At 43.3% G+C, this 22,987-nt stretch carries 18 protein-coding genes; 11 read left to right on the forward strand and 7 right to left on the reverse strand.

What is annotated here, in order from left to right; translation table 11 throughout:
* Positions 1 to 65: 65 nt before the first annotated feature.
* Both U2P89_RS09025 and U2P89_RS09030 read right to left on the reverse strand, forming a co-directional pair.
* Entirely contained in the window at positions 66 to 1,817 is a 1,752-nt protein-coding gene (locus U2P89_RS09025; protein ID WP_092025360.1) for a phospho-sugar mutase, read from the reverse strand.
* A gap of 23 nt (positions 1,818 to 1,840) precedes the next feature.
* Positions 1,841 to 3,478 carry a C69 family dipeptidase gene (locus U2P89_RS09030; RefSeq protein WP_019540457.1) on the reverse strand — a complete coding sequence of 546 codons (1,638 nt, stop codon included), beginning with the start codon at positions 3,476 to 3,478 and terminating at the stop codon, positions 1,841 to 1,843.
* A 322-nt stretch (positions 3,479 to 3,800) separates the two neighbouring features.
* On the opposite strand from U2P89_RS09030, the gene U2P89_RS09035 reads away from it, so the two are divergent.
* The 10 genes from U2P89_RS09035 (at position 3,801) to U2P89_RS09080 (ending at position 13,790) form a co-directional block, all read left to right on the forward strand.
* The gene (locus U2P89_RS09035) at positions 3,801 to 4,115 is read left to right on the forward strand and encodes an FtsB family cell division protein (protein ID WP_026327490.1); all 315 of its coding nucleotides are present in this window, start codon (positions 3,801 to 3,803) and stop codon (positions 4,113 to 4,115) included.
* 181 nt (positions 4,116 to 4,296) lie between these two features.
* Entirely contained in the window at positions 4,297 to 4,557 is a 261-nt protein-coding gene (locus U2P89_RS09040) for a hypothetical protein (RefSeq protein WP_313380430.1), read from the forward strand.
* A 31-nt stretch (positions 4,558 to 4,588) separates the two neighbouring features.
* Entirely contained in the window at positions 4,589 to 5,899 is a 1,311-nt protein-coding gene (locus U2P89_RS09045; protein ID WP_091906446.1) for a sigma-54-dependent transcriptional regulator, read from the forward strand.
* A gap of 43 nt (positions 5,900 to 5,942) precedes the next feature.
* Positions 5,943 to 8,429: a hybrid sensor histidine kinase/response regulator gene (locus U2P89_RS09050; protein ID WP_175456732.1), complete on the forward strand. Its 2,487-nt coding sequence runs from the start codon at positions 5,943 to 5,945 to the stop codon at positions 8,427 to 8,429.
* The gene (gene xerD / locus U2P89_RS09055; protein ID WP_313380427.1) at positions 8,419 to 9,321 is read left to right on the forward strand and encodes a site-specific tyrosine recombinase XerD; all 903 of its coding nucleotides are present in this window, start codon (positions 8,419 to 8,421) and stop codon (positions 9,319 to 9,321) included. The genes U2P89_RS09050 and xerD overlap by 11 nt, the downstream gene beginning before the upstream one ends.
* 110 nt (positions 9,322 to 9,431) lie before the next feature.
* On the forward strand, positions 9,432 to 10,556 hold the full coding sequence (gene dnaN, locus U2P89_RS09060) for a DNA polymerase III subunit beta (RefSeq protein ID WP_091906442.1): 1,125 nt from the start codon (positions 9,432 to 9,434) through the stop codon (positions 10,554 to 10,556).
* 10 nt (positions 10,557 to 10,566) lie between these two features.
* Positions 10,567 to 11,337, forward strand: a complete 771-nt coding sequence (locus U2P89_RS09065) for a 3'-5' exonuclease (protein WP_076932124.1) — start codon at positions 10,567 to 10,569, stop codon at positions 11,335 to 11,337.
* Positions 11,338 to 11,369: 32 nt separating this feature from the next.
* A complete protein-coding gene (locus tag U2P89_RS09070; RefSeq protein ID WP_322191213.1) occupies positions 11,370 to 12,200 on the forward strand; it encodes a hypothetical protein in 831 nt (276 codons plus the stop codon).
* A 30-nt stretch (positions 12,201 to 12,230) separates the two neighbouring features.
* Positions 12,231 to 12,980 carry a tRNA pseudouridine(38-40) synthase TruA gene (truA, locus tag U2P89_RS09075; RefSeq protein WP_091906440.1) on the forward strand — a complete coding sequence of 250 codons (750 nt, stop codon included), beginning with the start codon at positions 12,231 to 12,233 and terminating at the stop codon, positions 12,978 to 12,980.
* Positions 12,981 to 13,061: 81 nt separating this feature from the next.
* Entirely contained in the window at positions 13,062 to 13,790 is a 729-nt protein-coding gene (locus U2P89_RS09080; protein WP_091906561.1) for a 3-keto-disaccharide hydrolase, read from the forward strand.
* A gap of 119 nt (positions 13,791 to 13,909) precedes the next feature.
* On the opposite strand, the gene xylE is transcribed toward U2P89_RS09080, so the two are convergent.
* From xylE to U2P89_RS09095, 3 genes are all read right to left on the reverse strand, one after another.
* Entirely contained in the window at positions 13,910 to 15,304 is a 1,395-nt protein-coding gene (gene xylE, locus U2P89_RS09085) for a D-xylose transporter XylE (RefSeq protein WP_076930383.1), read from the reverse strand.
* 48 nt (positions 15,305 to 15,352) lie between these two features.
* Entirely contained in the window at positions 15,353 to 16,684 is a 1,332-nt protein-coding gene (xylA, locus tag U2P89_RS09090) for a xylose isomerase (protein WP_091906438.1), read from the reverse strand.
* A 127-nt stretch (positions 16,685 to 16,811) separates the two neighbouring features.
* Entirely contained in the window at positions 16,812 to 18,284 is a 1,473-nt protein-coding gene (locus U2P89_RS09095) for a xylulokinase (protein ID WP_091906436.1), read from the reverse strand.
* Between the two features lie 247 nt (positions 18,285 to 18,531).
* Between U2P89_RS09095 and U2P89_RS09100 the strand changes: the two genes are divergently transcribed.
* Positions 18,532 to 19,296, forward strand: a complete 765-nt coding sequence (locus tag U2P89_RS09100; RefSeq protein WP_091906435.1) for an NUDIX hydrolase — start codon at positions 18,532 to 18,534, stop codon at positions 19,294 to 19,296.
* Positions 19,297 to 19,389: 93 nt separating this feature from the next.
* On the opposite strand, the gene rho is transcribed toward U2P89_RS09100, so the two are convergent.
* Together rho and U2P89_RS09110 are read right to left on the reverse strand one after the other, a co-directional pair.
* A complete protein-coding gene (gene rho / locus U2P89_RS09105; RefSeq protein ID WP_091906433.1) occupies positions 19,390 to 21,348 on the reverse strand; it encodes a transcription termination factor Rho in 1,959 nt (652 codons plus the stop codon).
* A gap of 478 nt (positions 21,349 to 21,826) precedes the next feature.
* Positions 21,827 to 22,876, reverse strand: coding sequence for a DUF6340 family protein (locus U2P89_RS09110; protein WP_139233443.1), 1,050 nt, complete (start codon positions 22,874 to 22,876; stop codon positions 21,827 to 21,829).
* Positions 22,877 to 22,987: the final 111 nt, after the last annotated feature.

Consider the following 22,987-nt stretch of genomic DNA (forward strand, 5'->3'; position numbering starts at 1 on the left):
CTAAAATAATGTGCTAATTGAATTTCTAATCATCACATCATCAAATCTGTAAATCATCACATCAATTATATCCCCAATTCCTCGCGAATAGCACTGATCTTCCTGTTTGCTGCCTCTTCCGCTTCTTCCAGAGCCTCTCTCGTTTTTGCCGGTCCACCCTTCACTTCAATATAGAATTTGATCTTTGGCTCTGTGCCTGAAGGACGGATAGAGAGTTTTGTACCTTCTTCCGTGAAGAATTGCAGCACGTTGGAGGTGGTTGGCATTTCAAGGGAGATATGTTCGCTGTGAAGATGATCCACAGCCTCCAGTTTTGCAAAATCCTTCACGAGGGTAACCGGAGAGCCGCCCAAAGAAGTCAGGGGGTTCACCCGGAAATTCTTCATCATAGCTTCTATCTCATCGGCACCTTCCTTGCCTTTGCGTACGAGGGAGATACCTACTTCTTTGGAATAGCCGTATTCCAGATAGATATCCTGCAATAATTCGTACATACTCTTCCCGTTGTCACGTGCCCAGGCTGCTATCTCTGCGAACAGGGTGCAGGCCGATACAGAGTCTTTGTCGCGTACGAAGTCGCCGGCCAGAAAGCCGTAACTCTCTTCTCCTCCTCCGATATATTTTTTTATTCCCTCGTTCTGGCGGATGATCTCTGCGATCCATTTGAAACCGGTATAGCAGTCGAAGAGCTCAATTCCTCTCTTATCGGCAATTTCTTTTACCAGTTCGGTGGTGACAATTGTCTTTACTACATATTCCTTACCCGTAAGTAGTTGCAGTTCATCGCGACGGGTCATCAGGTAATAGAGGCAGATCAGCATCGTCTGGTTACCGTTGACTAAGATGAAATTCCCTTTATTGTCGCGGATAGCCGTACCGATACGGTCTGCGTCGGGATCGGTCGCCATCACCAGATCGGCACCGGTTTCAGTGGCCTTTTTGATAGCCAGATCGAGTGCTGCCGATTCTTCCGGGTTGGGGGATACCACAGTCGGGAAATCTCCGCTTATCACATCCTGTTCAGGTACGGAGATGATATTGGTGAAGCCTACAGCTCTCAAAGCATCAGGCACGAGCGTGCTTCCGGCTCCATGAATCGGAGTATAGACAATCTTCAGGTCGTTATGGCGGGTAATGGCCTCCGGAGAGAGCACCAGTTTTTTTACCTCTTCGATAAACGCTTTGTCCATATCCTTTCCAATAATCTCGATCAGGTCTTTGTTTCCCTCAAAACGGATATCATCTACCGATTTAATACGGTTCACCTCGGCGATGATATTTTTATCGTGCGGGGCAAGTACCTGCGCACCATCGTTCCAATAAGCTTTATAACCGTTGTATTCTTTGGGATTGTGTGAAGCGGTGATCATAATTCCGCTCTGGCATCCCAGCCTTCTGATAGCGAAAGATACTTCAGGGGTAGGACGCAGATTCTCAAAAAGATATACTTTGATACCGTTTGCACTGAAGATATCAGCCGAGATTTCAGCAAATTTACGGCTGTTATTACGGCAGTCATGCCCGATCACTACCTTGATCTCATCCAGGTCGGCAAATTCTTTTTTGAGGTAATTTGAAAGCCCTTGTGTGGCAGAACCTACCGTATAGATGTTCATTCGGTTACTGCCGGCACCCATGATGCCGCGCAGACCGCCGGTGCCGAATTCAAGATCTTTATAGAATGCATCGATCAGTTTTGTTTTATCGTCGCTGTCGAGCATTTGTTGTACCTCTTCTTTCGTCTCAGCATCGTAATTTCCTTTAATCCAGGATATAGCCTTATCGGTGACCTGGGCTAATAATGTTTCTTCTTCCATGTTAAAACAGTCTTATTTTTTGTTTATTCAATAGGATGTACTTTGTATTTTTCGCCAGTCTGGTCGACTATCTTTCTGTAATATTCGTTCGAATATCCCGGGCGTAAAGGAGAAGCCGGTTCCCCGTATGGGTTGCGCTTAAATTGTCCGTTCTCCTCTCTTTTGATTACACCGTCTACATATTTCACCATAAGATATTCACCCAGTTTTTTCCATTCTGCTACCCCTTCTTTTACAAGGCTGTTAGTGTATTGTGTAAGATACTGAACAGCTTGTGAGGGAGATTGTTCACGGAGCCGTGCCGCTTCCTGTTCCACTTCGGGTTGTGCGGTTCGGAATTGGTTTTCGAGTTTTGATTGCACTTTTTTCATGTCTACGCTCATATCGCTGTAACGGGTGTACACCATATTGGAGACCCAATTGTGAATCCAGAAAGCGGATGTCCATGAAAAAGTGAGCAGGTCGCCATTTCCGGCAGTCATTTCGTGAGGTGTTTCGGTGTGGCCGCAATAGAACGGATAGTACACCGTTTGTGCCGCATCATCGATACCAAACCAGAGGATCCCACCTATTTCATCAGGCAGCCAGGAACGCATCTGTGCCACGAATGAAAAGGCTGTTTGCTGTGTAGCGATAGGGCGTTCGTTACAATATTCCACGGAATCAACCTCAAAAGAGAGCGGGCTCCAACGGTAAGGCGAGTTGAAGGGACCTGCACCTACATCGAAGCGCCAATCGAGTTCGGTTCCTTCATAGTGGTCGCGCATCATCTCCTGAATATCCTGTGCGCTCAACTTTCTGTCGGGTTTGATATAAAGCGGCATGGGATCTGTAGTTTTTCCCTGTGCATAGGTGACGTACTGGGCCATATCCTTGTTCACTTTGTTGAAAAACGACCATACCCGCGCTTCACAGTAGCGGAGTGCACCGAAATCAAGAGGAGCATATGCTTTGGCAAAACTGAAATCGGTATCGTTACCTTCAAAATATCCTTTCTCACGGGCGAACGAGATCACATCCGGAGAGTAGATACAATTGTCGGGATCGTTTAAAGGGAATTGTTGGATACGTGCCTGGTTGGCATGAGCTGATACACAATCGTCAGGGATACGCACAGCCACCCAGACAGCCCCTTTATTGCCGGGGCCTTTACCGATCATCTCCATAACCCACACCTCTTCAGGGTCTGCTATTGAAAACGATTCGCCTGAACTGTAATAGCCATGTTCCTTTACCAGTCCGGTCATCACGCTAATGGCTTCCCGGGCGTTTTTGGCACGCTGTAGCGTAATATAAATAAGGCTTCCGTAATCCATAATGCCTGTAGAATCGGATAGTTCGCTTCGTCCGCCGAAAGTTGTTTCGGCAATGGCCAACTGGTGTTCGTTCATATTACCAATCACATTGTAGGTCTGTAATGCCTGAGGTATTTCGCCCAGATACTTTCCTGTATCCCACTCATATACTTTGAGCATTTCTCCCGGACTATATTGTCTTGCGGGCCAGTGATACAGTTCTCCATACAGTGCATAGGAATCAGCAGCATAGGAGATCAGTGTAGATCCGTCTGTGGAAGCTTTCTTCCCTACCAGTAAATTTGTACAGGGAAAGGATGCAAGGGTTACGAATAACAACGCAATTGCGGCAATAACTTTTTTCATATGATTAAAACTATTAATTTCACTAAAGTTAGATATTCGCCTGCTATGGCATAGCTCAAGCAAGCTTGACTCTGCCCATTTAGCTTAACACGAATAATTTAAAGGTATCATATGGAACTCGCAATAATCATGTTATGGTGTATGAACAATTCTTTTGCGCGTTTCATACCTTTTTTTAATTTCTTAACTTGAGCGTAAAGGTACTTTATTTTGTTCAATTTCCCCAAAAGGTAGAATGGATATTTTATATTTATTTCCCTGCAATGGTTCGCACAATTGGAAAAAAGAAGCTATTTTTGTAGTGCTTAAAAGTTGTGCAACAATGAATAAATATACAAAGAAATTCGGATCAGGAAGAGTTCTGGGACTTACTGTCTATCAGATTATCATTCTTCTTATGCTGATCGCGATGCTCTTTTTCTTCAGTGACAGTAGTGTTACCAAAAGAATGAAATATGAGGCTCAAATAAAAGACCTTGAATCCCAGATCGAATTTTACCGGCAGCAGACAGAGATAGATACGGAAAAGCTGAATGAACTTCAATCCAATAAAGAAGATCTTGAGAAATTTGCACGAGAAAATTATCTCATGAAAAAGGAAAATGAAGAGATTTTTATCATTAAAGAAAAGAAGTGAGAAGGAATTAAGGTGAAATAATGAAAAAAAAGTAATATATTTGTAAGACCATAATCGGGTTCTGGTTGATATTTTACAAATAATTAGCACATATACAATGCATCGCGTAAAAGATGTTCTATTTCGGATTTCCGGTATCTTGATTTTATTATCAGCGGTATTGTATCTTTTCATACCTGCTGTGGCACCTTGGATAATGGCTTTGTCCGTGGCAGTTTTCTCTGCCATCACTTTTACAAACCCGTATCCGGGAAAAAGTATACGTGGTAAGAGGTTGTTTAATTTTCAGCTGTTTTCATGCATATCGATGATTGTAGCGACCTATCTGATGTTCAGGGAACGTAATGAGTGGGTATTGGCAATGATCGTCGGAGCAATATTTTTACTCTATGCCTCTGTGATGATACCCCGAGAGTTGGAAAAAGAGAAAAATAAACTATAGGCTTCCGGAATGTTGTAACCAATATTCTATTATGGATAATATAAACAGGAATATACTTGTTATTGACGACAATCTGACTGTCTGTCTGATGCTGAAATCCTGGCTGGTAAAAAAAGACTTCGGTGTGGAAACGGCCTCCAGTGTAAAAGAGGCAAAGCAGAAGGTCAAGGAACAACCGTTTGATTTAATTCTGTGTGATATAAGGATGCCGGATGCAGACGGTTTCGATTTTCTTTCCTGGGTTAAGAAATATGATTCGGATATCCTTGTAATCATGATGACCGGCTATGCAGACATTGAGTCGGCGGTCGAGTCGATGAAATCGGGCGCAGTAGATTATATCTCCAAGCCCATTGAACCGGAGCAACTCTTTAAGAAAATAGATGAAGCCTTTACCCTTCAGGAACGGGTATTGAGACAGACCCGGTTCTCAGATGATTTTATCAAATTCCCTAGTGAAGAATACAGCAAACTTTACAAGGAGCTCGAACATACTGCGGAAAATAACCAACATCGGTTGATTATTGGGGATCCGGGAACAGGAAAACTCTCAGTAGTGAAATATATCTACGAAAAGGGAATCCATTTATCGAAGCCATTTGTAATTCTTGATAATGATAAGTCGGCCGATAGTGCAAACTCCTATCGTACATCGTCCAACGGAAGTGATGATAGGTCGCCACTTATGCAGAAATTCCAGGAAGCAAAAGGTGGATTATTATATATACGGCAAACTGCTTATCTCGATATTAACCAGCAGAATGAGTTGTTGGACATCCTTACCAGACAAAAAAAGGACGATGATTTTACGCAAGTGATCATGAGTACCGAAATAAGCAAGGATGAATTGCAAAGACGTCTTATACCCAAACTTTACAACCTGATAATACAGGATTGTATTATATTACCTACCCTGAAAGGTAAGAAAGAGGCAATTAGCTTCCTTGCCAATCATTTTCTTCAATTTGCCAATACCACACTTGATAAAAAGATAGAAGCCATTGATCCTGCCGTATTGGTGCGCCTCACCGGATATGCCTGGCCGGGAAATATACAGGAATTGAAGAACTGCATCATAAAAGCTGCTTTGCTTACAGAGGATGAAATCATTCCTGCTTCCATTGTTCCGGAGTTATTTGGGGACAAAACAAAGAACGAAAACCGTACGCTATTATTAAATCCGATCCAGGGGCTTCGCAAGGAATATTATGAAAAAGAAAAGATTATAGAAGCATTGGAACTGGCCAAGGGTAATAAAACAATGGCAGCGTCTATTTTGAATATCGACAGGAAAACACTCTACAATAAAATAAAGCTTTACAACGTTCTTCCAAACAATTGAAAATGATATGCGATCATTACCTGAAAATAAAAAACAAGGCTCATTGAAGATTAAATTTACAGTCATTATAGGATACTTGCTTGTAGTGGTAGTGATGGCACTTGGGCTTGTTGCTCTTTATCATAATTTGGTTGACTACTCAAACAAAAGGATAAGCAGTGAGGACATGTCAGAATTATTGATTGTGGGAAACACATTGTCCATGCTTTATGAGATTGAGAGTGAGCAGAATCTTATTAATGCGGAAAATGCAGAACAATATTTTCTTAAGTACGATTCCATAGCGCCGAAAATCAAAGCCAATCTGGTTGAATTGAAAGAGGTTGCTGTCGATTCCTCGCGGATAGAGAAATTGGATACCATTCAACTGCTGGTCGACAAGAAAAGGGAAAATCTGCAGGACGTTGCCGCATTGCTCGATTCTATCCGTCGTGCTCCAAGGGTAGTGGCGCAGACCGAGAGCAGTTATGTGCCTCTGAAGCTGAACAAGGAAATATCCGATTATTTGGAGAGCAAAAACCTGAATAACGCTGATGTCAATCAGAATGATACGAGTGTAGTCGTCGGCTCCAGGAGAGGTTTTCTTGATCGGGTACGTGATGTATTCGTGGCCCGTTCCGACTCAACCGTTGTGATAGAAAAAAAGTCGATAGTATCGGACAATGACCTTAAACTGATCGTAGATACCATTATCAACAAAGTCCGTTATTCGGAGAGGCTCGATTTGGAACGGCAAAGGCAATTCCAGTTAGCTTACCTCAAGCGCCAGGAAACGATGACCGAGACCAACCGGATGCTTACTTTGCAGATAGACGAACTGTTGAAAGGGATTGAACATGAAGAGTTGGAGAAGTCGTTGAGACTCCTGAAGGAAAAAGAGGAGATGCTTGCAAATTCGCAACATACCATGTTTATCGCTTTTTGTGTGGCATTGCTCATAGCCTTTGTTTTTGCCATACTCTTCCTGATAGATATCAATAAGAGTCAACGTTACAGGAGACAATTGGAGGCATCCAATAAGCGTATTTCCGATTTGCTGGATTCGCGCGAGAAACTGATGCTTACCATATCGCATGACATCAAGGCTCCCATGAGTTCAATACTTGGATTTATTGAATTAATGGATTACCATGGCAATCCGAAAAACGAGACTTACCTGAACAATATGAAGAATTCAGGAGAGCATATCCTGGAGCTTGCCTCAGCATTACTCGATTATCATAAATTAGAGGAGGGTAGCTGGCAATTAAAGGAGTCGAACTTTAACCTGTACGATCTTGTTGGGAATACGACTTCAGGATTTAAGCCGCTGGCTGCAAGAAAAGGACTGGAATACAGTGTTAAGAATGAACTGCCGAAACATTTGGCTGTTTATGGGGATCTCTATATGATACGACAGATCATGAACAATATTATCTCCAATGCAGTAAAATATACATCGGAAGGAAGTGTCCATGTAAACGCTTGGCTAGAAGACGAAGATTCATCGAAACGCCTCGTGTTTTCAGTCAACGATACCGGGGAGGGAATTGATGAAGCCGACCAACAGATCGTTTTCCAGGAATTCAGGCAACTGGATAATCCTCTCGGGGAGGAAGGAAGTGGTCTGGGACTGGCCATTACCAAGGGATTTATAGAGGCATTAAAGGGAACCATCCGTCTCAATTCCCGGAAAGGGGAAGGCTCTGAATTCATTGTGGAAATCCCCCTGAAAGATGCAAATGAGAATGAACCAAAGAGTAAGGGCAGGGATAACTCTGAAACTGTACCACAGGACCTTGAAGGCATCTCCGTACTTCTTGTGGATGACGACCCCGTTCAGTTGACAATGACTGCTGAAATGCTTTCCAGAAAGAAGGTCACGAGTGTGACAGAGATGAATCCTGATAGAGTGTTGCCGCTCCTTGAGTCGATGTCATTCGATATCCTGTTCATGGATATTCAGATGCCGGGTACCGACGGCCTGACACTGGTTGAAAAAATTCGCCGGTTAGGAAGTGAGCGAATAAAGAATATGCCCGTGATAGGCTTGTCAGCCAGATCGGATATGTCGGGAGAAAAGATGAAGGCCGCAGGATTTACCGGTTTCCTTATTAAACCGTTCACTTCTGATAGATTATACAGTATAATCTGGCACCATGTGCGAGGTGAAAGTCCAGGCCAGAAAGCTTTCGTTGAGGAAGAAAATCAATCTTTCGATGAGAAGGGAGCCAGAGCGTTAATAGAATTTGTGAGTGATGACAAACGGGCTTCTGTAGCCATTTTACAATCGTTTATCAATGAACTGGCAGAGTGCCGTATCCAGTTGCAGGAGGCTTTTCAGAAAAAAGAGGAAAAAATGGTTCAGGCAATTACTCACAAGATATTACCGTTATTCCGGTCAATGGGAAATAAGTCGTTAATAGGACTTATGGAAAAACTGGAAAAAGGAGAGACTTTACCGGATAAAGAGAAGGCTTTTGTGCTGGATAAAATCCAGGAATATCTTGAAGAGGTAGAAACCCTCAGAAAAGAGTTCGATGAAAATTGAGATGGATCGGGATCCAAAGGTTGAAAAATACAAACGTTATCTTCTGTTAGAGAGGGGATTATCGGCGAATAGCATTGACGCCTATATGACCGATCTGCAGAAATTGCTTGATTTCATGGAAAACAAAGGGATTGATATGAAATCTGTTCAGACCGTCCATCTCGAAGAGTTTCTCTCGGAATTGCATGATAAGGATATTTCACCACGTTCCATTGCCCGTATTATATCAGGCCTGAAATCTTTTTTTCGGTTTCTGATGCTGGACAAAATTCGTCCGGATGACCCAGCTGAATTGGTGGAGGCTCCCAAGATCGGACTGAAACTTCCGGTTGTTTTATCGGTGGAGGAGATCGATTCTCTACTGGCTGTCATTGATGTCTCGACGGCTGAAGGCACCCGCAACTACGCTATTATTGAAACATTATACAGTTGTGGACTTCGCATTTCCGAATTGACCAATCTCCGTTTCTCGAATCTCTTTTTCAAGGAGGGATTTATACGTGTGGAAGGGAAGGGAAGCAAACAACGGCTGGTACCTATTTCCGATGTGGCGATACGGAAGATTCAGGATTGGCTTTATTACCGTAATCAAATTCCCATCCGGAAGGGAAATGAAGACATTCTCTTTGTCAGCTCGCGTGGCAAAGCGATCTCCCGTGTCACGGTGTTTTATTATATCAAGCGTTATGCCGAAGAAGTAGGTTTGCAAAAGAAAATCAGCCCGCACGTTTTTCGTCATTCGTTTGCAACTCATCTGCTCGAAAGGGGTGCCAATATAAGGGTGATCCAGGAGATGCTGGGACATGAGAAAATTACCACTACCGAGATTTATACGCATATCGACCGCAATTTTCTGCGACAGGAAATCATAGAACATCATCCGAGAAGTTGATGTGAATTTTAAACAGGCATTGAAAATTTATCGGAAAAAGGATCGAAGCACCGGGATAATTTTATATATTTGCTGAAGATAAAGATAAATAAAAAAATAAATATTATCGTATGAAGTTTGTAGTATCAAGCGCCGCACTATTGAGTCACTTGCAGGCCATAAGCAGAGTTATCAATTCCAAAAACACATTGCCTATTCTCGACTGCTTTTTGCTCGATTTAAAGGGCAGCACACTATCACTAACCGCAGCTGATAATGAGACTCGGCTGGAAACAACGGTGGAGGTGAATAGCGCGGAAGGTGAAGGAAGCCTGGCCATCAATGCCCGGAACCTGCTCGATCCGCTGCGTGAATTGCCTGACCAGCCGCTTACATTCGATATCAATGACGAAACGTTGGAAATATTTCTCTATTATCATAATGGGAAGTACAATTTTGTTGGTCTGAAAGGAGATGAATACCCGGAACCAAAGCCGCTCAAAGATTCATTTATGACATTGACGGTGGAGGCCGATACACTTTTCTCGGGTATCAACCGGACTGTCTTTGCTACCGCAGACGATGAATTGCGTCCGGTGATGAACGGTATCTATTTTGATATTACTACCGACGATCTTACTTTCGTGGCTTCTGACGGACACAAACTGGTACGTGTGACTACTACCGAGACCAAAGGAGAAGGGCGTTCATCATTTATCCTGCCTAAAAAACCGGCAACCCTGCTCAAATCGCTCTTACCGAAAGAGTCAGGTGCGGTAGAGATTAAGTTCGATGAAAATAACGCATACATTGCCATGTCGTCTTACAAGATGGTATGCCGGTTTGTGGAAGGGCGCTATCCCAATTATAATTCAGTAATTCCGCAGAATAATCCCAACACTTTTGTGCTGGACCGCCTGACACTGTTGAACGCACTCAAACGTGTGGCTGTATTCTCCAATCCGGCCAGCAACCTGGTTAAATTCCAACTTTCAGAAGATAAGATAGTGGTGACTGCCCAGGATATCGATTTCCTGACTACAGCAGAAGAAACTATTCCTTGCACTTACGAAGGGAATGTGATGAATATTGGCTTTAAAGCCTCTTTCCTGATTGATATACTTGACAATATACCCTCTTCTGATGTGCGGATAGAGCTTTCTGACCCGTCACGTGCGGGATTGATCCTTCCTGTAGATAAGGAGGAAAACGAAGATATGCTGACGTTGCTGATGCCGATGATGTTGAATGACTAACAATAACCAGATGAAGTTAAATCTTAGGAATCCGTTGGTCTTCTTCGATTTGGAGACGACCGGGATCAACATCACTCGCGACCGTATTGTAGAGATATCATTTTTAAAAGTCCATCCTAACGGAAAGGAGGAAGTAAGATCGCGGCGTATCAATCCCGAGATACCTATTCCTCCCCAGGCTACAGCGATTCACGGTATCACTGATGATGACGTGAAAGATTGCCCTACCTTTAAACAGGTGGCGCGGTCACTGGCCGACCAACTGGAAGGGTGTGACCTGGCCGGCTTCAACTCGAGCCGGTTTGATGTGCCGATGCTGGCGGAAGAGTTCCTCCGAGCCGGTGTGGATTTTGATATGAGTAAACGTAAATTTGTGGATGTGCAGATCATCTTCCATAAAAAGGAACAGCGTACACTCGAAGCGGCATATGCCTTTTATTGCAATAAAAAACTGGAGAATGCACATTCTGCCGAAGCGGATACCATCGCTACTTATGAAGTGTTGAAATCTCAACTCGACCGTTATCCTGATCTGGAGAATGATATCGAGGTGCTATCAAAAGAGTATTCGAGTTTCAATAATAATGTGGATTTTGCCGGACGGTTTGTCTATGATGAGAAAGGGGTAGAAGTTTTCAATTTTGGGAAACATAAAGGGAGGCCGGTGTCAGAAGTCCTTAAAAATGAACCGAGTTATTATGCCTGGATGATGGATGGTGATTTCCCGCTCAATACCAAACAGGTGCTTACTAAAATCAGGCTTCGTGAGATGAATAGTTAAACGTGCTGTTGGCACATTAAGATATCTTCCTCATGATCTTAAAGAATACCGTTTTATTTTTAATTGTAGGCTTGGGATTATTCACGTCCGGTTGTACGACCTATTATTATTCCACCGTTCAGTCGTATGAAAAAGAGTTACGGCGGAACCAGGATGGTTCATTTCGTACTTCTCGTAACGATTTATCTGTGAACTATTCATTCAAGGATTTGGGCGGGAAAGTAGTGTATGAAATCCATAATGAGTCGGATGATCCGGTTTTTGTAGATTGGTCGCGTTCGGTGATTATTGCTGAGGACTATGCTGTGCAGCTGAGAGATAATACCGCACGCTTTCACGGCGATGTAAGTACCACGACCTATCATTTCTCAAATACCAATTACAGTGCTTCTTCGGGAAGTATTTCCGGGCGGGTTGTGTTACCCCAGAGTGATTTGTTTGTTCCTCCTCATTCTAAAGTTGTTCATTCACCTATGGCGTTGTCGCGCGTTTTGAATCTGGATATTCCCGCATATCTTTATCAGAAGCGGGACATAGGTCTGTCATCTGTTCGTTTTATCAATTTTACTGAAGAAGACACACCTTTAAAATTTCGAAGCTATTTAACCATTGTCAATGACAGGGATAAAAGTCAGACTGTTTTTGAAGATGTGTTTTTTATTTCGGAGATAATAAAAACAGGTAGTAAAAATGACCTCTTATCCCGTGATATTCAACAACGGGGTGACATATTTTATATAGAGATTGTCAACCGGAATGCCGTTGCTGCCGGTTGGATTGTGGCAGGAGCAGCCGCTGTAGGAGGGTTGATCCTGCTAGCACCGCATATGCCGGTAGAAGAACCCTATACACCCGCGTACTAAATTAATTGTTTCTTAATTTATAAACTTCGGATGTCCCGTTTTTTTATCACACTTTCCTATAACGGAAAAAATTATGTGGGCTGGCAGATCCAGCCTAACGGAATGAGTGTGCAGCAGGCGCTTCAGGATGCACTCTCTGTGATTTTAAGGAAGGACGTGATGGTGGTAGGTGCCGGCAGGACTGATGCAGGCGTGCATGCCCGTGAGATGATTGCCCATTTCGACTGGGAAGGGAACACTTTTTCTCCCGATGATCTGGTGTACAAACTCAATAATTTTCTACCCAAAGATATTTCCCTTTCCACTATACGACAGGTGCACCCGGATGTGCATGCACGCTTCAGTGCGGTTTCGCGTACTTATAAATATTATGTGACGACGGTGAAAGATCCGTTTCTCTATGAATACTCTTACCGGGTGTTTTTTCAACCCGATATTGAGGCGATGAATACCCTCTGTGAAGTATTGAAAGAATATAAAGACTTCACCAGTTTCAGTAAGCTGCATACCGATGTGAAGACCAACAATTGCCGTATTGAATATGCCCGGTGGGAGAAAAAAGAAGAGTTGTACGAATTTACCATCCGAGCCGACCGTTTTCTTAGGAATATGGTGCGTGCTATTGTAGGAACATTGTTACAAGCGGGTAGGGGACGACTTGATGAACAGGGGTTTCGACGTATTATTGAAGCCGGAAACCGAGATGTGGCAGGTGACTCTGCACCGGGACATGCCCTTTTTCTGGAAAAGGTGATCTATCCTGATGATATCTGGTTGTGACAAGAGGTGGTAACCTGTTATTCCATACGGAATAGTCTGTATAGACCAAAAATATATTAATAGAAAGTAAAAGATAACATGATGAAAAAGAGTATTTTTTTAACTATTTGTGTCATTTATTCTCTCAGTGCATTTACGCAGTGGACACCTGCACAGACCGAATGGTATTATCCCGTACCAGAGAAAGTCATCCCGGGTAAAACAGCCGGTACCGCACCTTCTGATGCCATTATACTCTTCGATGGGGGTGATCTTTCTGAATGGGTGAATGAAAAGGGTGAAAAACCGCGGTGGAATGTAGAGAATGGGGTCTTATCAGTCAGGCCAGGCACGGGAGCAATTATGACCAAGGAACATTTTGGCGATTGTCAGTTACATATAGAGTTCAGGTCTCCGGATCCGGAAAACCATAACGGTCAAAACCGCGGGAATAGCGGTGTCTTTCTAATGAGCCGGTATGAAGTTCAGGTACTGGATGGTGATAATAACGATACTTATGTGAACGGGATGGTGGGCAGTATATATAAACAGGCAGCCCCACTGGCCAATGCATATACAAAAAACGGGGAATGGCAGGTGTATGATATTTACTGGAAAGCACCCCGATTTGGTACTGGTGGCGAGCTGGAGTCTCCTGCAATGATAACAGTGGTATTGAACGGTATCCTTATACAAAACAATTATATACTGAAAGGACATACTCCTTATATCGGATTGCCGGAGTACAGTGCCCATGGAAGACTTCCCCTGATGCTTCAGGATCATGGAACGGCAGTATCTTTCCGGAATATCTGGATAAGGAATTTATAGTGTATATGCTTTGGAACTTCTGAAATGGATCTGTTACCGGATTACCGCAAAGACAAGTATGTCAAAATTTATCCGGTGATAGGAGAATAAATATTATCTTATCACCGGATATTTTATCTTCAACGTTTTTTCCACAATTTCTCCATCTCTTCAAGTGATTTGCCTTTCGTTTCAGGTACCATCTTCCAGACAAACAATGCTGAAATGACAGCCATCAATCCGTAAAAACCGTAAGTCATTCCACTGCTGAATTCCATCATCGCTGGGTAAGTGGATGAAATCAGATAGTTGGCAAACCATTGGAAAGCAACTGCTACTGCCACAGCCTGGCCACGAATCCTGTTGGGGAAGATCTCTGATATGAGCACCCAGCAAATCGGCCCCCACGACATCATGAAAGAAGCAGTGTATATAATAATAAATATCAATGTACCGATCCCTATAATGTTGTTAAATGCCAGTGCCGATATGGCAAACATACCTACGGCCATCCCTATCGATCCTGTAATGAGAAGTGGTTTTCGGCCCCATTTATCAACTGTTAGAATTGCCACAACCGTAAAGACAACATTTACAAAACCCATTACAATAGTTTGTAACATCGAAGCATCTTTAGCCGCACCCATACTTTCAAAAATGCGGGGAGCGTAATAAAGAGCCACATTTATTCCTACAAATTGCTGGAAGACCGATAATAGAATACCTATGATTATCACTATCTTTCCATATGAGAATAGCTTTGCACGTTCAGTAGTCTGTCCTACAGACTGCTTAATCTCCGAGAAAATCGTTTGCGTTTTCAGCTTGTCGCTATAAATTTTGTTCAAAACCGACATCGCTTGTTCATTCCGGTCTGACAGCACCAGGAATCTCGGTGTTTCGGGAACCAGAAGTAATAAAATTCCGAACAATGCAGCAGGAATAGCTTCCGATGCAAACATATACCTCCATCCTATAGCATTTATCCATTCTATACTCTGTCCGTTGGCAATAGCCCAATTTACAAAGTAGACCACCAACATTCCAAGGATAATGGCAAACTGGTTGAATGAGACCAGCCGGCCACGAATATCTGCAGGGGCTATCTCGCTGATATACATGGGTGACACCGCAGAGGCAAGTCCTACCCCAATACCACCGATGATACGATATAAGTTGAACACCAGCAGTAATCCTATTGAAGGCTCTCCCCTGGTAAAGAATAGCGTTTCCGGATAGCCCGATCCCAGGGCAGAAAGAAAGAACAATACTGAAGCAAATAATAGTGTTTTCTTACGTCCCAGACGATTTGAAAAGAATCCTGACAGTACTCCTCCTATTATACAACCGATCAATGCGCTTGAGACCGTGGCTCCGTGTATCAGGGAATTCAACCCCAACGGCCTGATAAGATAGGCTTCAATAGATTTCTCAGCTCCTGAAATTACCGCTGTATCGTATCCGAAAAGCAATCCTCCCAGGGTAGCGACCAATGTGATACCGAACAGGTAAGGTTTATTATACTGTTTTATCATATGATGGGAAATTGAACAATACAAACTCTTGTCATTGCATATCCTGTTTTAGATATACATATTTAAAATAGCTTCGTATAACTCCTGCTTACCACTGATTTGTTCAGGTTCTCTGCCTAACGATAGTGCATATTCACGCAGTTCTTCCAGGGAGAGTTTTCCCTCCTCGAATTCTTTTCCTTTGCCATTGTCGAAAGAGGCGTATCTCTCTTTCCGCATTTTGGAATAGGGCGATTCTTCAAGGATTGCAGCAGCAGCCTCCAACGCATGCGCGAAAGCATCCATACCGGCAATATGAGCGATGAAAATATCCTCCAGGTCAGTGGAATTCCGGCGGGTTTTGGCGTCGAAATTTGTTCCGCCACCTTGCAAACCTCCACTTTCCAGGATGACGAGCATGGCTTGTGTCAGCTCGTATACATCAATAGGAAACTGGTCGGTATCCCATCCGTTCTGATAATCCCCCCTGTTGGCGTCGATGGATCCAAGCATGCCGGCATCTGCCGCACATTGCAGGTCATGTTCAAATGTATGGCCGGCCAGGGTGGCATGGTTCACTTCAATATTCAGTTTAAAATCTTTATCCAGGTTATGGGCGCGCAGGAACCCGATCACTGTTTCAGCATCATAATCATACTGATGTTTTGTCGGTTCCATTGGTTTGGGCTCGATAAAGAAAGTACCCTTAAAACCTTTTGCCCTGGCATAATCACGTGCTTTGGTCAACATCATGGCCAGATGCTCTTTTTCCCGTTTCATATCGGTATTGAGTAAACTCATATATCCTTCGCGTCCGCCCCAGAATACATAGTTCTCTCCACCAAGTTCGATCGTGGCATCCAGTGCATTTTTGATTTGCGTAGCGGCATATGCCACACTGTCGAAGTTGGGGTTGGTGGCTGCCCCGTTCATATAGCGCTTGTGACCAAAGACATTGGCAGTTCCCCATAACAGTTTTATACCGGTTTCAGCCTGTTTTTGCTTGGCATAAGCAACGATCGCCTTGAGATTAGCTTCATATTCTTCAATCGAATCGCCTTCGGCAATCAGATCCACATCGTGGAAACAGTAATACTCGATACCTATTTTCTGCATAAATTCAAAACCGGCGTCTAATCGCTGTTTGGCAATATCCAGAGCTGAACTGCCTTGTGCCCAGGGAAATGTTTTTGTTCCCGGTCCGAACGGATCGCCACCCTCAGCACAGAGGGTATGCCAATAAGCCATTGAAAATTTGAACCAATCTTTCATCTTGCGTCCGTAAACCACTTTTTCGGCATTATAATACCGGAATGCCAACGGATTACGACTTTCCTTTCCCTCGAATTTGATCTTCCCTATACCCGGGAAAAATTCCCCTGTTGTTCTTTCAGTTTCCATAATTTAAATTTTTAGAGCCAAGAATCAAGACTCAAGATACAAGACAATTTAATCATGTTCTTGGGCAGAATGACACTCATGCTCGTTTCATAAAATATTTATTAAAAAAGTAGTTGCATCTTTTTCATTATATCAGGGATTTCCATCGTTGATATGCTTCCTGATATTGTGCTTTGTTCCTATTGTCCGGTTCCACAGTCATAATCTTCTTCAAAGAGGAAAAAGCCTCAGCAGGTGATGCATAAATTCCGGCACCGACACCGGCGGCTTTTGCCGCACCTGCAGCTCCGTCGGTATCGAAAAGTTCGATAACGGCCCCGCTGATTGAAGCCAGTGTCTCCCTGAATAGCGGGCTGAGGAACATATTGGCGTTTCCCGCACGAATAACCCGGATATCCATCCCGATCTCCTCCATGATTTCCATGCCATATTGAAAGGAGAAGACAATTCCTTCCTGTACTCCGCGTAGCAGATCGGAAAGGGAATGAATATTGAAATTGATGCCATGGAACGAGCTGTCTCTATTTCGGTTTTGCAGTACCCGCTCCGCCCCATTTCCAAAAGGAATCACTGAAATGCCTCTTGCACCGATGGGCGAGTGTGCCGCAAGTGCATTCATCCCGTTATAGCTTAATTCTTCCGGCACTATATTTTTCTTTATCCACGAATTGAGGATGCCTGTACCGTTGATGCAGAGTAAAACACCCAATCTTGTCAATTCCGGTTTATGATTGACATGTGCAAAGATATTCACCCTTGAGAGGGGATCATATTTCACTTCATCCAATACCCCGTATACCACCCCCGATGTGCCGGCGGTAGATGCAATCTCTCCCGGATTGAACACATTCAGGGATGCCGCGTTGTTGGGTTGATCCCCTGCACGGTAACTGACCGGTGTTCCGGGGTAGAGACCGAGTTCTCTTGCTGTGGAGCCTGATAACTCTCCTTGTATACCGAATACCGGTGTTATTTCAGGGATTAACTCTTTCTTAAATCCGAAATAATCCATGATTTCCTGTGATATCCTGTTCTCTTTGAAATCCCAGAAGATCCCTTCCGACAGTCCTTCCATGGTAACCGATATCTCGTCCGTTAATTTCATGGCGATATAATCGCCGGGAAGCATAATTTTGTCGATACGGTCATATATCCCAGGTTCATTCTCCTTTACCCATGCCAGTTTGGCAGCCGTGAAATTGCCGGGTGAGTTCAATAGCCGGGACAACACCTTCTCTTCGCCTATTGCATGAAAGGCCCTCTCGCCAAAAGATACCGCACGACTGTCGCACCAAATAATCGAGGGGCGTAATATTTCCCTGTTTTTATCCACCATTACCAGTCCGTGCATTTGCCATGAGATACCGATGGCTTTGATATCTTGCGGGTCTACTTGCGATTGCCGGAGTATCGAAGCGTTGGCCAGTTTTAAGTTTGCCCACCACATCCCGGGATCCTGTTCGGCCCATCCCGGCTGTACAGCATACATTGTCATCTCCTTCTTTGGGTAGAAGTCGGAAGCTATTGTTTTTCCGGTCTCAATTTCCACCAAAGCAGCTTTTACCGAAGAGCTGCCTATGTCATATCCTAATACATACATAATCTGTAATTGTTTCTGTTATTCCACTCACTTTTATTTGTGTATACGGAGTAAGTAAGGCATGATTACCCACTGATTAATTCGATGATACAGACCAATATCCTTATTGTATAAAGTACGTATATTGATCTGCAAACTTATTCATTTTTTTTGAATAATAACTACAATAAGAAGAAAAATTAATAAAATAGTTCATATATTTGAGATTTTATTTTGGAGCACAATTTTCTATTGAGTACAATAATTTATGATAGACAATAAAGTGTCACAGGAGACATCCCAGCCAATAGCATATAATCCTCATGTCTCTATTGACTGTGTAGTATTCGGTTTTGATGGGGAAAAATTAAAAATACTCTTAATTGAACGTACGATCAGGGAAGGGGATGGAAATTATAGTGATAAAAAATTGCCGGGAAGCATTATATATCAGGATGAAGATCTGGATACCGCGGCAACGCGTGTTCTGAATGAACTTACGGGTCTGAAAAATATTTTCCTGCATCAGTTTCATAGTTTTGGCGATCCCAAAAGAACCAGTAACCCCCGGGATAAGAATTGGTTGGAGAAAACGACCAATACTAAAATCGGACGTATTGTAACTGTAGGCTACCTTGCATTGATCAAGATCAGCCGGAAAATTATTTTTGAATCCGAAAATACTACTGCGAGATGGTATGATATCAAATCGCTTAGCAACATGAAGCTTGCTTTTGACCATAATCAGATTGCGGAGGAAGCGTTGAAGCATATACGCCATCAGGTGATGCTCCAGCCTTATATGCTTTTCGAATTACTACCGCATAAGTTTACAATGACTCAACTCCGTAATTTATACGACCTTATACTTGAAACAAAATCCGATGTGCGTAATTTTCAAAAGAAAATGTTACAGATCGATGGCCTCGAACAGTTGGATGAAGTTCAAAAGAATGTACCTTACAGGGCTCCCCGGTTGTACCGGTTTAACAAGAGGAAAGCTAAAATATCCAAACTCAAGCCGGGCTTTTAGATAGGAGCAACAAAAAACGCAGCGAACCATGAAGTCCGCTGCGTTTTTTTGTTGTCTGCTTTTCCTTTAGGAGAAAGCTATTTTCCCGGAAGATCAATCATTCATTGAAATAAGGAATTCTTCATTGCTTGAAGTACGTCTCAGACGGGTCAACAGGAATTCCATCGCTTCCACCGAATTCATATCCGAAAGGAAGTTGCGGAGTACCCACATGCGGCTAAGCGTTTCCTGCGACAGGAGCAGGTCGTCACGACGCGTGCTCGATGCAATAATATCCACAGAGGGGAATATCCGTTTGTTGGAGAGTTTGCGGTCGAGTTGCAATTCCATGTTGCCGGTACCCTTGAACTCTTCGAAGATCACGTCGTCCATTTTGGAGCCGGTTTCGGTGAGCGCTGTTGCGATAATGGTAAGTGAACCGCCATGTTCGATGTTACGGGCTGCACCAAAGAACCGTTTTGGTTTATGCAACGCATTGGCGTCCACACCTCCCGAAAGCACCTTTCCCGAAGCAGGTTGTACCGTATTATATGCACGAGCCAAGCGGGTAATGGAGTCGAGCAGTATCACTACATCGTGTCCGCATTCCACCAGCCTGCGGGCCTTGTTCAGTACAATTTCGGCAATCTTCACGTGACGGTCTGCCGGTTCATCGAAAGTAGAAGCGATTACTTCTGCATTTACGCTCCTTTCCATGTCAGTCACCTCTTCAGGGCGTTCGTCAATCAGCAGTATGATCATATATACTTCCGGATGATTGTCGGCAATAGCGTTGGCAATATCCTTCAACAGCATTGTCTTCCCTGTTTTGGGTTGTGCTACGATCAGACCGCGCTGTCCTTTTCCGATAGGAGAGAAGAGGTCAACCACACGACAGGAAAGATTGTCGTTATGTCCTTTGGTGAGGTTGAATTTTTCGTTAGGGAAAAGAGGTTTCAGGTGATCGAAAGGTACACGGTCGCGTACATCATCAGGATTGCGTCCGTTGATATTGTCCACTTTTACCAATGGGAAAAATTTTTCTCCTTCTTTGGGCGGACGGATAGGGCCTTCCACCACATCACCTGTCTTCAGTCCGAAGAGCCGGATTTGTGATTGTGATACATAAATGTCATCGGGCGAGGACATATAGTTGTAATCGGAGGAGCGCAGGAAGCCATAACCGTCAGGCATGATCTCCAATACGCCGGATGCATTCAGTATGCCGTCAAAATCATAAGCGGGATCTTTTTCCTTGGGTTGCGGAGCCTGTACCTGAACTTGAGGTTGTACCTGGCCCTGATGTGCCTGAGGTTGTTTATTCTGTTGTGCAGCCGCCTGTTTAGGTTGCAAAGGCGAAGGCGATATGAGATCCATCATGGATAGTTTACCACCGGGGACAGGAGCCTCTTTCACGGGTGTGTCTGTTTTTTCTTCCGGTGCCTCCTCTGCCACTACCGGTGGTAATGTGACAGGAGCAGGTGTGCTCTTTTCCTCAATACGATGTTTTGAGGAACGAAAAACCAGCTGTATCGGTTTTCCGGGTGCCTTTGGTGTAGCCGTTTCTTCAGCTTTTTTCTCCGGGGTTTCGATTTTTGTTCCGGTTGTTTCAATACTTTTTTCCGGAACTGTTTTGGTAGTTGCCGGCTTAGTTTCCGGCTGACTGCTCAGGGACACTTTTTGTGTTGCCGGAACTTTCTCTTCGGTAACAGCGGACTCTTTCCTCACTAATTTAGGCTTTTCTACAGCCTGCACAGGCTGTGATTGGCTTTGGGTCTTTGTCTTGTCTTCTTTTTTATCGGTCTCCTTTTCTTTGGGTTCCTCTTTCCTGTTAGAAGTTTTATTTCTTTGGGTGTTCGTTTTGCTGTCGGAATCTCTTCTCGGTGTGTAACCCTGTTGGGTTCCACCGTCTGCGCTCAATTTTTTTGTTTCGGCAATTGCCTGTTCATCAAGGATTTTATAAATGAGCTCTTCCTTTTTGTATGCATCGGGACGTCTTATTCCCATCTCTTTGGCGAGAACTCGCAATTCTGTTGTGAGCTTTTCATTAAGCTCAATAATGTTATAAGCCATGTAGGTGTATGAAATTCGTTATGGTTTTTGAATAAATATTGTTATTGATGTTCTGATCTTAATTTGGCATCTGTTGAACTTTGCCATGAAAGGAACTATTTCGATAAATAAATACAGCAGCAAAACCTGCTTTGACTTTGTTAAGTGTAGGACTATTTTATCAAGTGAGAGCAGAGTAAATTTATTTGCTTTGCCGAACGCTGAAATAGTCTAAAGCACTTGAAATAGCACAATAAAAATTGAAAATAACTAAGTTTACTAGAACTATGTCGAGCACAGAAAAAGTCTAATAAGAAAAAGTCTAATGTTATTGAACAGTAGTTATGAGTAAAATTACTGTTATAAGATTTGATGGCAAAGGTAATCCTTTTTTTGAAAACTGGAAATTAAGTTTGGAGTTTTTTTAGGTTGAGATAAAATAAACCCGAAAAAAGGAGATCAAATCGCTTTTTTCGGGTCATCCATGGATAGAATCTCATTACAGGTCATCCATATTTAATCTGTTGGAATTATTGTTCCGCCTTTCAATTTCGTTTTTGTAAAGGAGTGATCTCCTTCTCTCCAGAGAGTTGGGTGCTGTAGATTCAATGAACAGGTTATTTGAGAGGGTTGCCCATTCCAATGCTTGTTCCATATCGTCTAACATCTCATAAGCCAGCGCGATGTTACTTGCGGCTTTGGCTTTGTCAGTTTTTTTAGAACTGTTATTATAGAAAGCTTCCCATTTTTCAATTGCTTCCTCCCATTGCGACCCTTTAGCGTAGGCTTCTCCTTCACGCATCAGTGAGTTGGGCAACGTGTAATACCATCTGTCCTGCATCTCCCAATGCGGGGCAAATACGTAAGTCATCTTCTCCGCAGCCCTTACTGACAAAAGTTTTACCGCTTCCTCACGGGAGGGGAGCATAATATCGGCATAGGCCTTTCCATCCTGGATGTCAAACCCTTCCCAATGGATGCTGTCGGTGTATTGCACCGCAGGAATTTTTCCTTCCATGGTAGGCATATATACACGGAGGATGGAATGTATTTTTCCGGTCATATCAGCATAGATATACCCCTGTTGCTTGAAATGATCTCTCTTTTTGGTTTCAATGATCAGCTTGTCGAGAGAGATAATTGCATCAGCACCTGTTTCCTTTCTTATTCTGTTCATTGTTTCGGGTTCGAGCGGTCTCTCCCTGAAGAAGTCATTGTCCTTCCTCAACGGTTCATTATAATGTATTACCCTGTGAAAATAATCCTCTTCATCCAGAAACTGGGCCAGAGCTTCGGTGTAAAAAATAGCGGCACTGTCGGCCGGTGCTTTTACCCTTTCAGCTTGCGTATGTCCTATCGGGATGCTGTCGTGTCCTACTTCATCGGGTTGTTGTAGCACATTATTGACAATCGCTATCGAAAGTACATTTGAAGGGAGATTCACCTGTGCCGGCTCACGCGTTTCCACTGTCAGGTATTTAATTCCGGCACAACTGCTCATCATCAGAGCCAAAAAAAGAATTATCAAAGAGGATGTTGTCTTTTGCATACGATTAAAATTTACTGCAAAGTTATCATATTTCATTCATATTTACAGAAAAATAAATATTTTCTGCTGAAGCCTTTTGTATTACTTATTCATGTTTCCTGAGTCGTGTGA

It is taken from the genome of Proteiniphilum sp. (assembly GCF_034331125.1).
Classification (GTDB): Bacteria; Bacteroidota; Bacteroidia; order Bacteroidales; family Dysgonomonadaceae; genus Proteiniphilum; species Proteiniphilum saccharofermentans.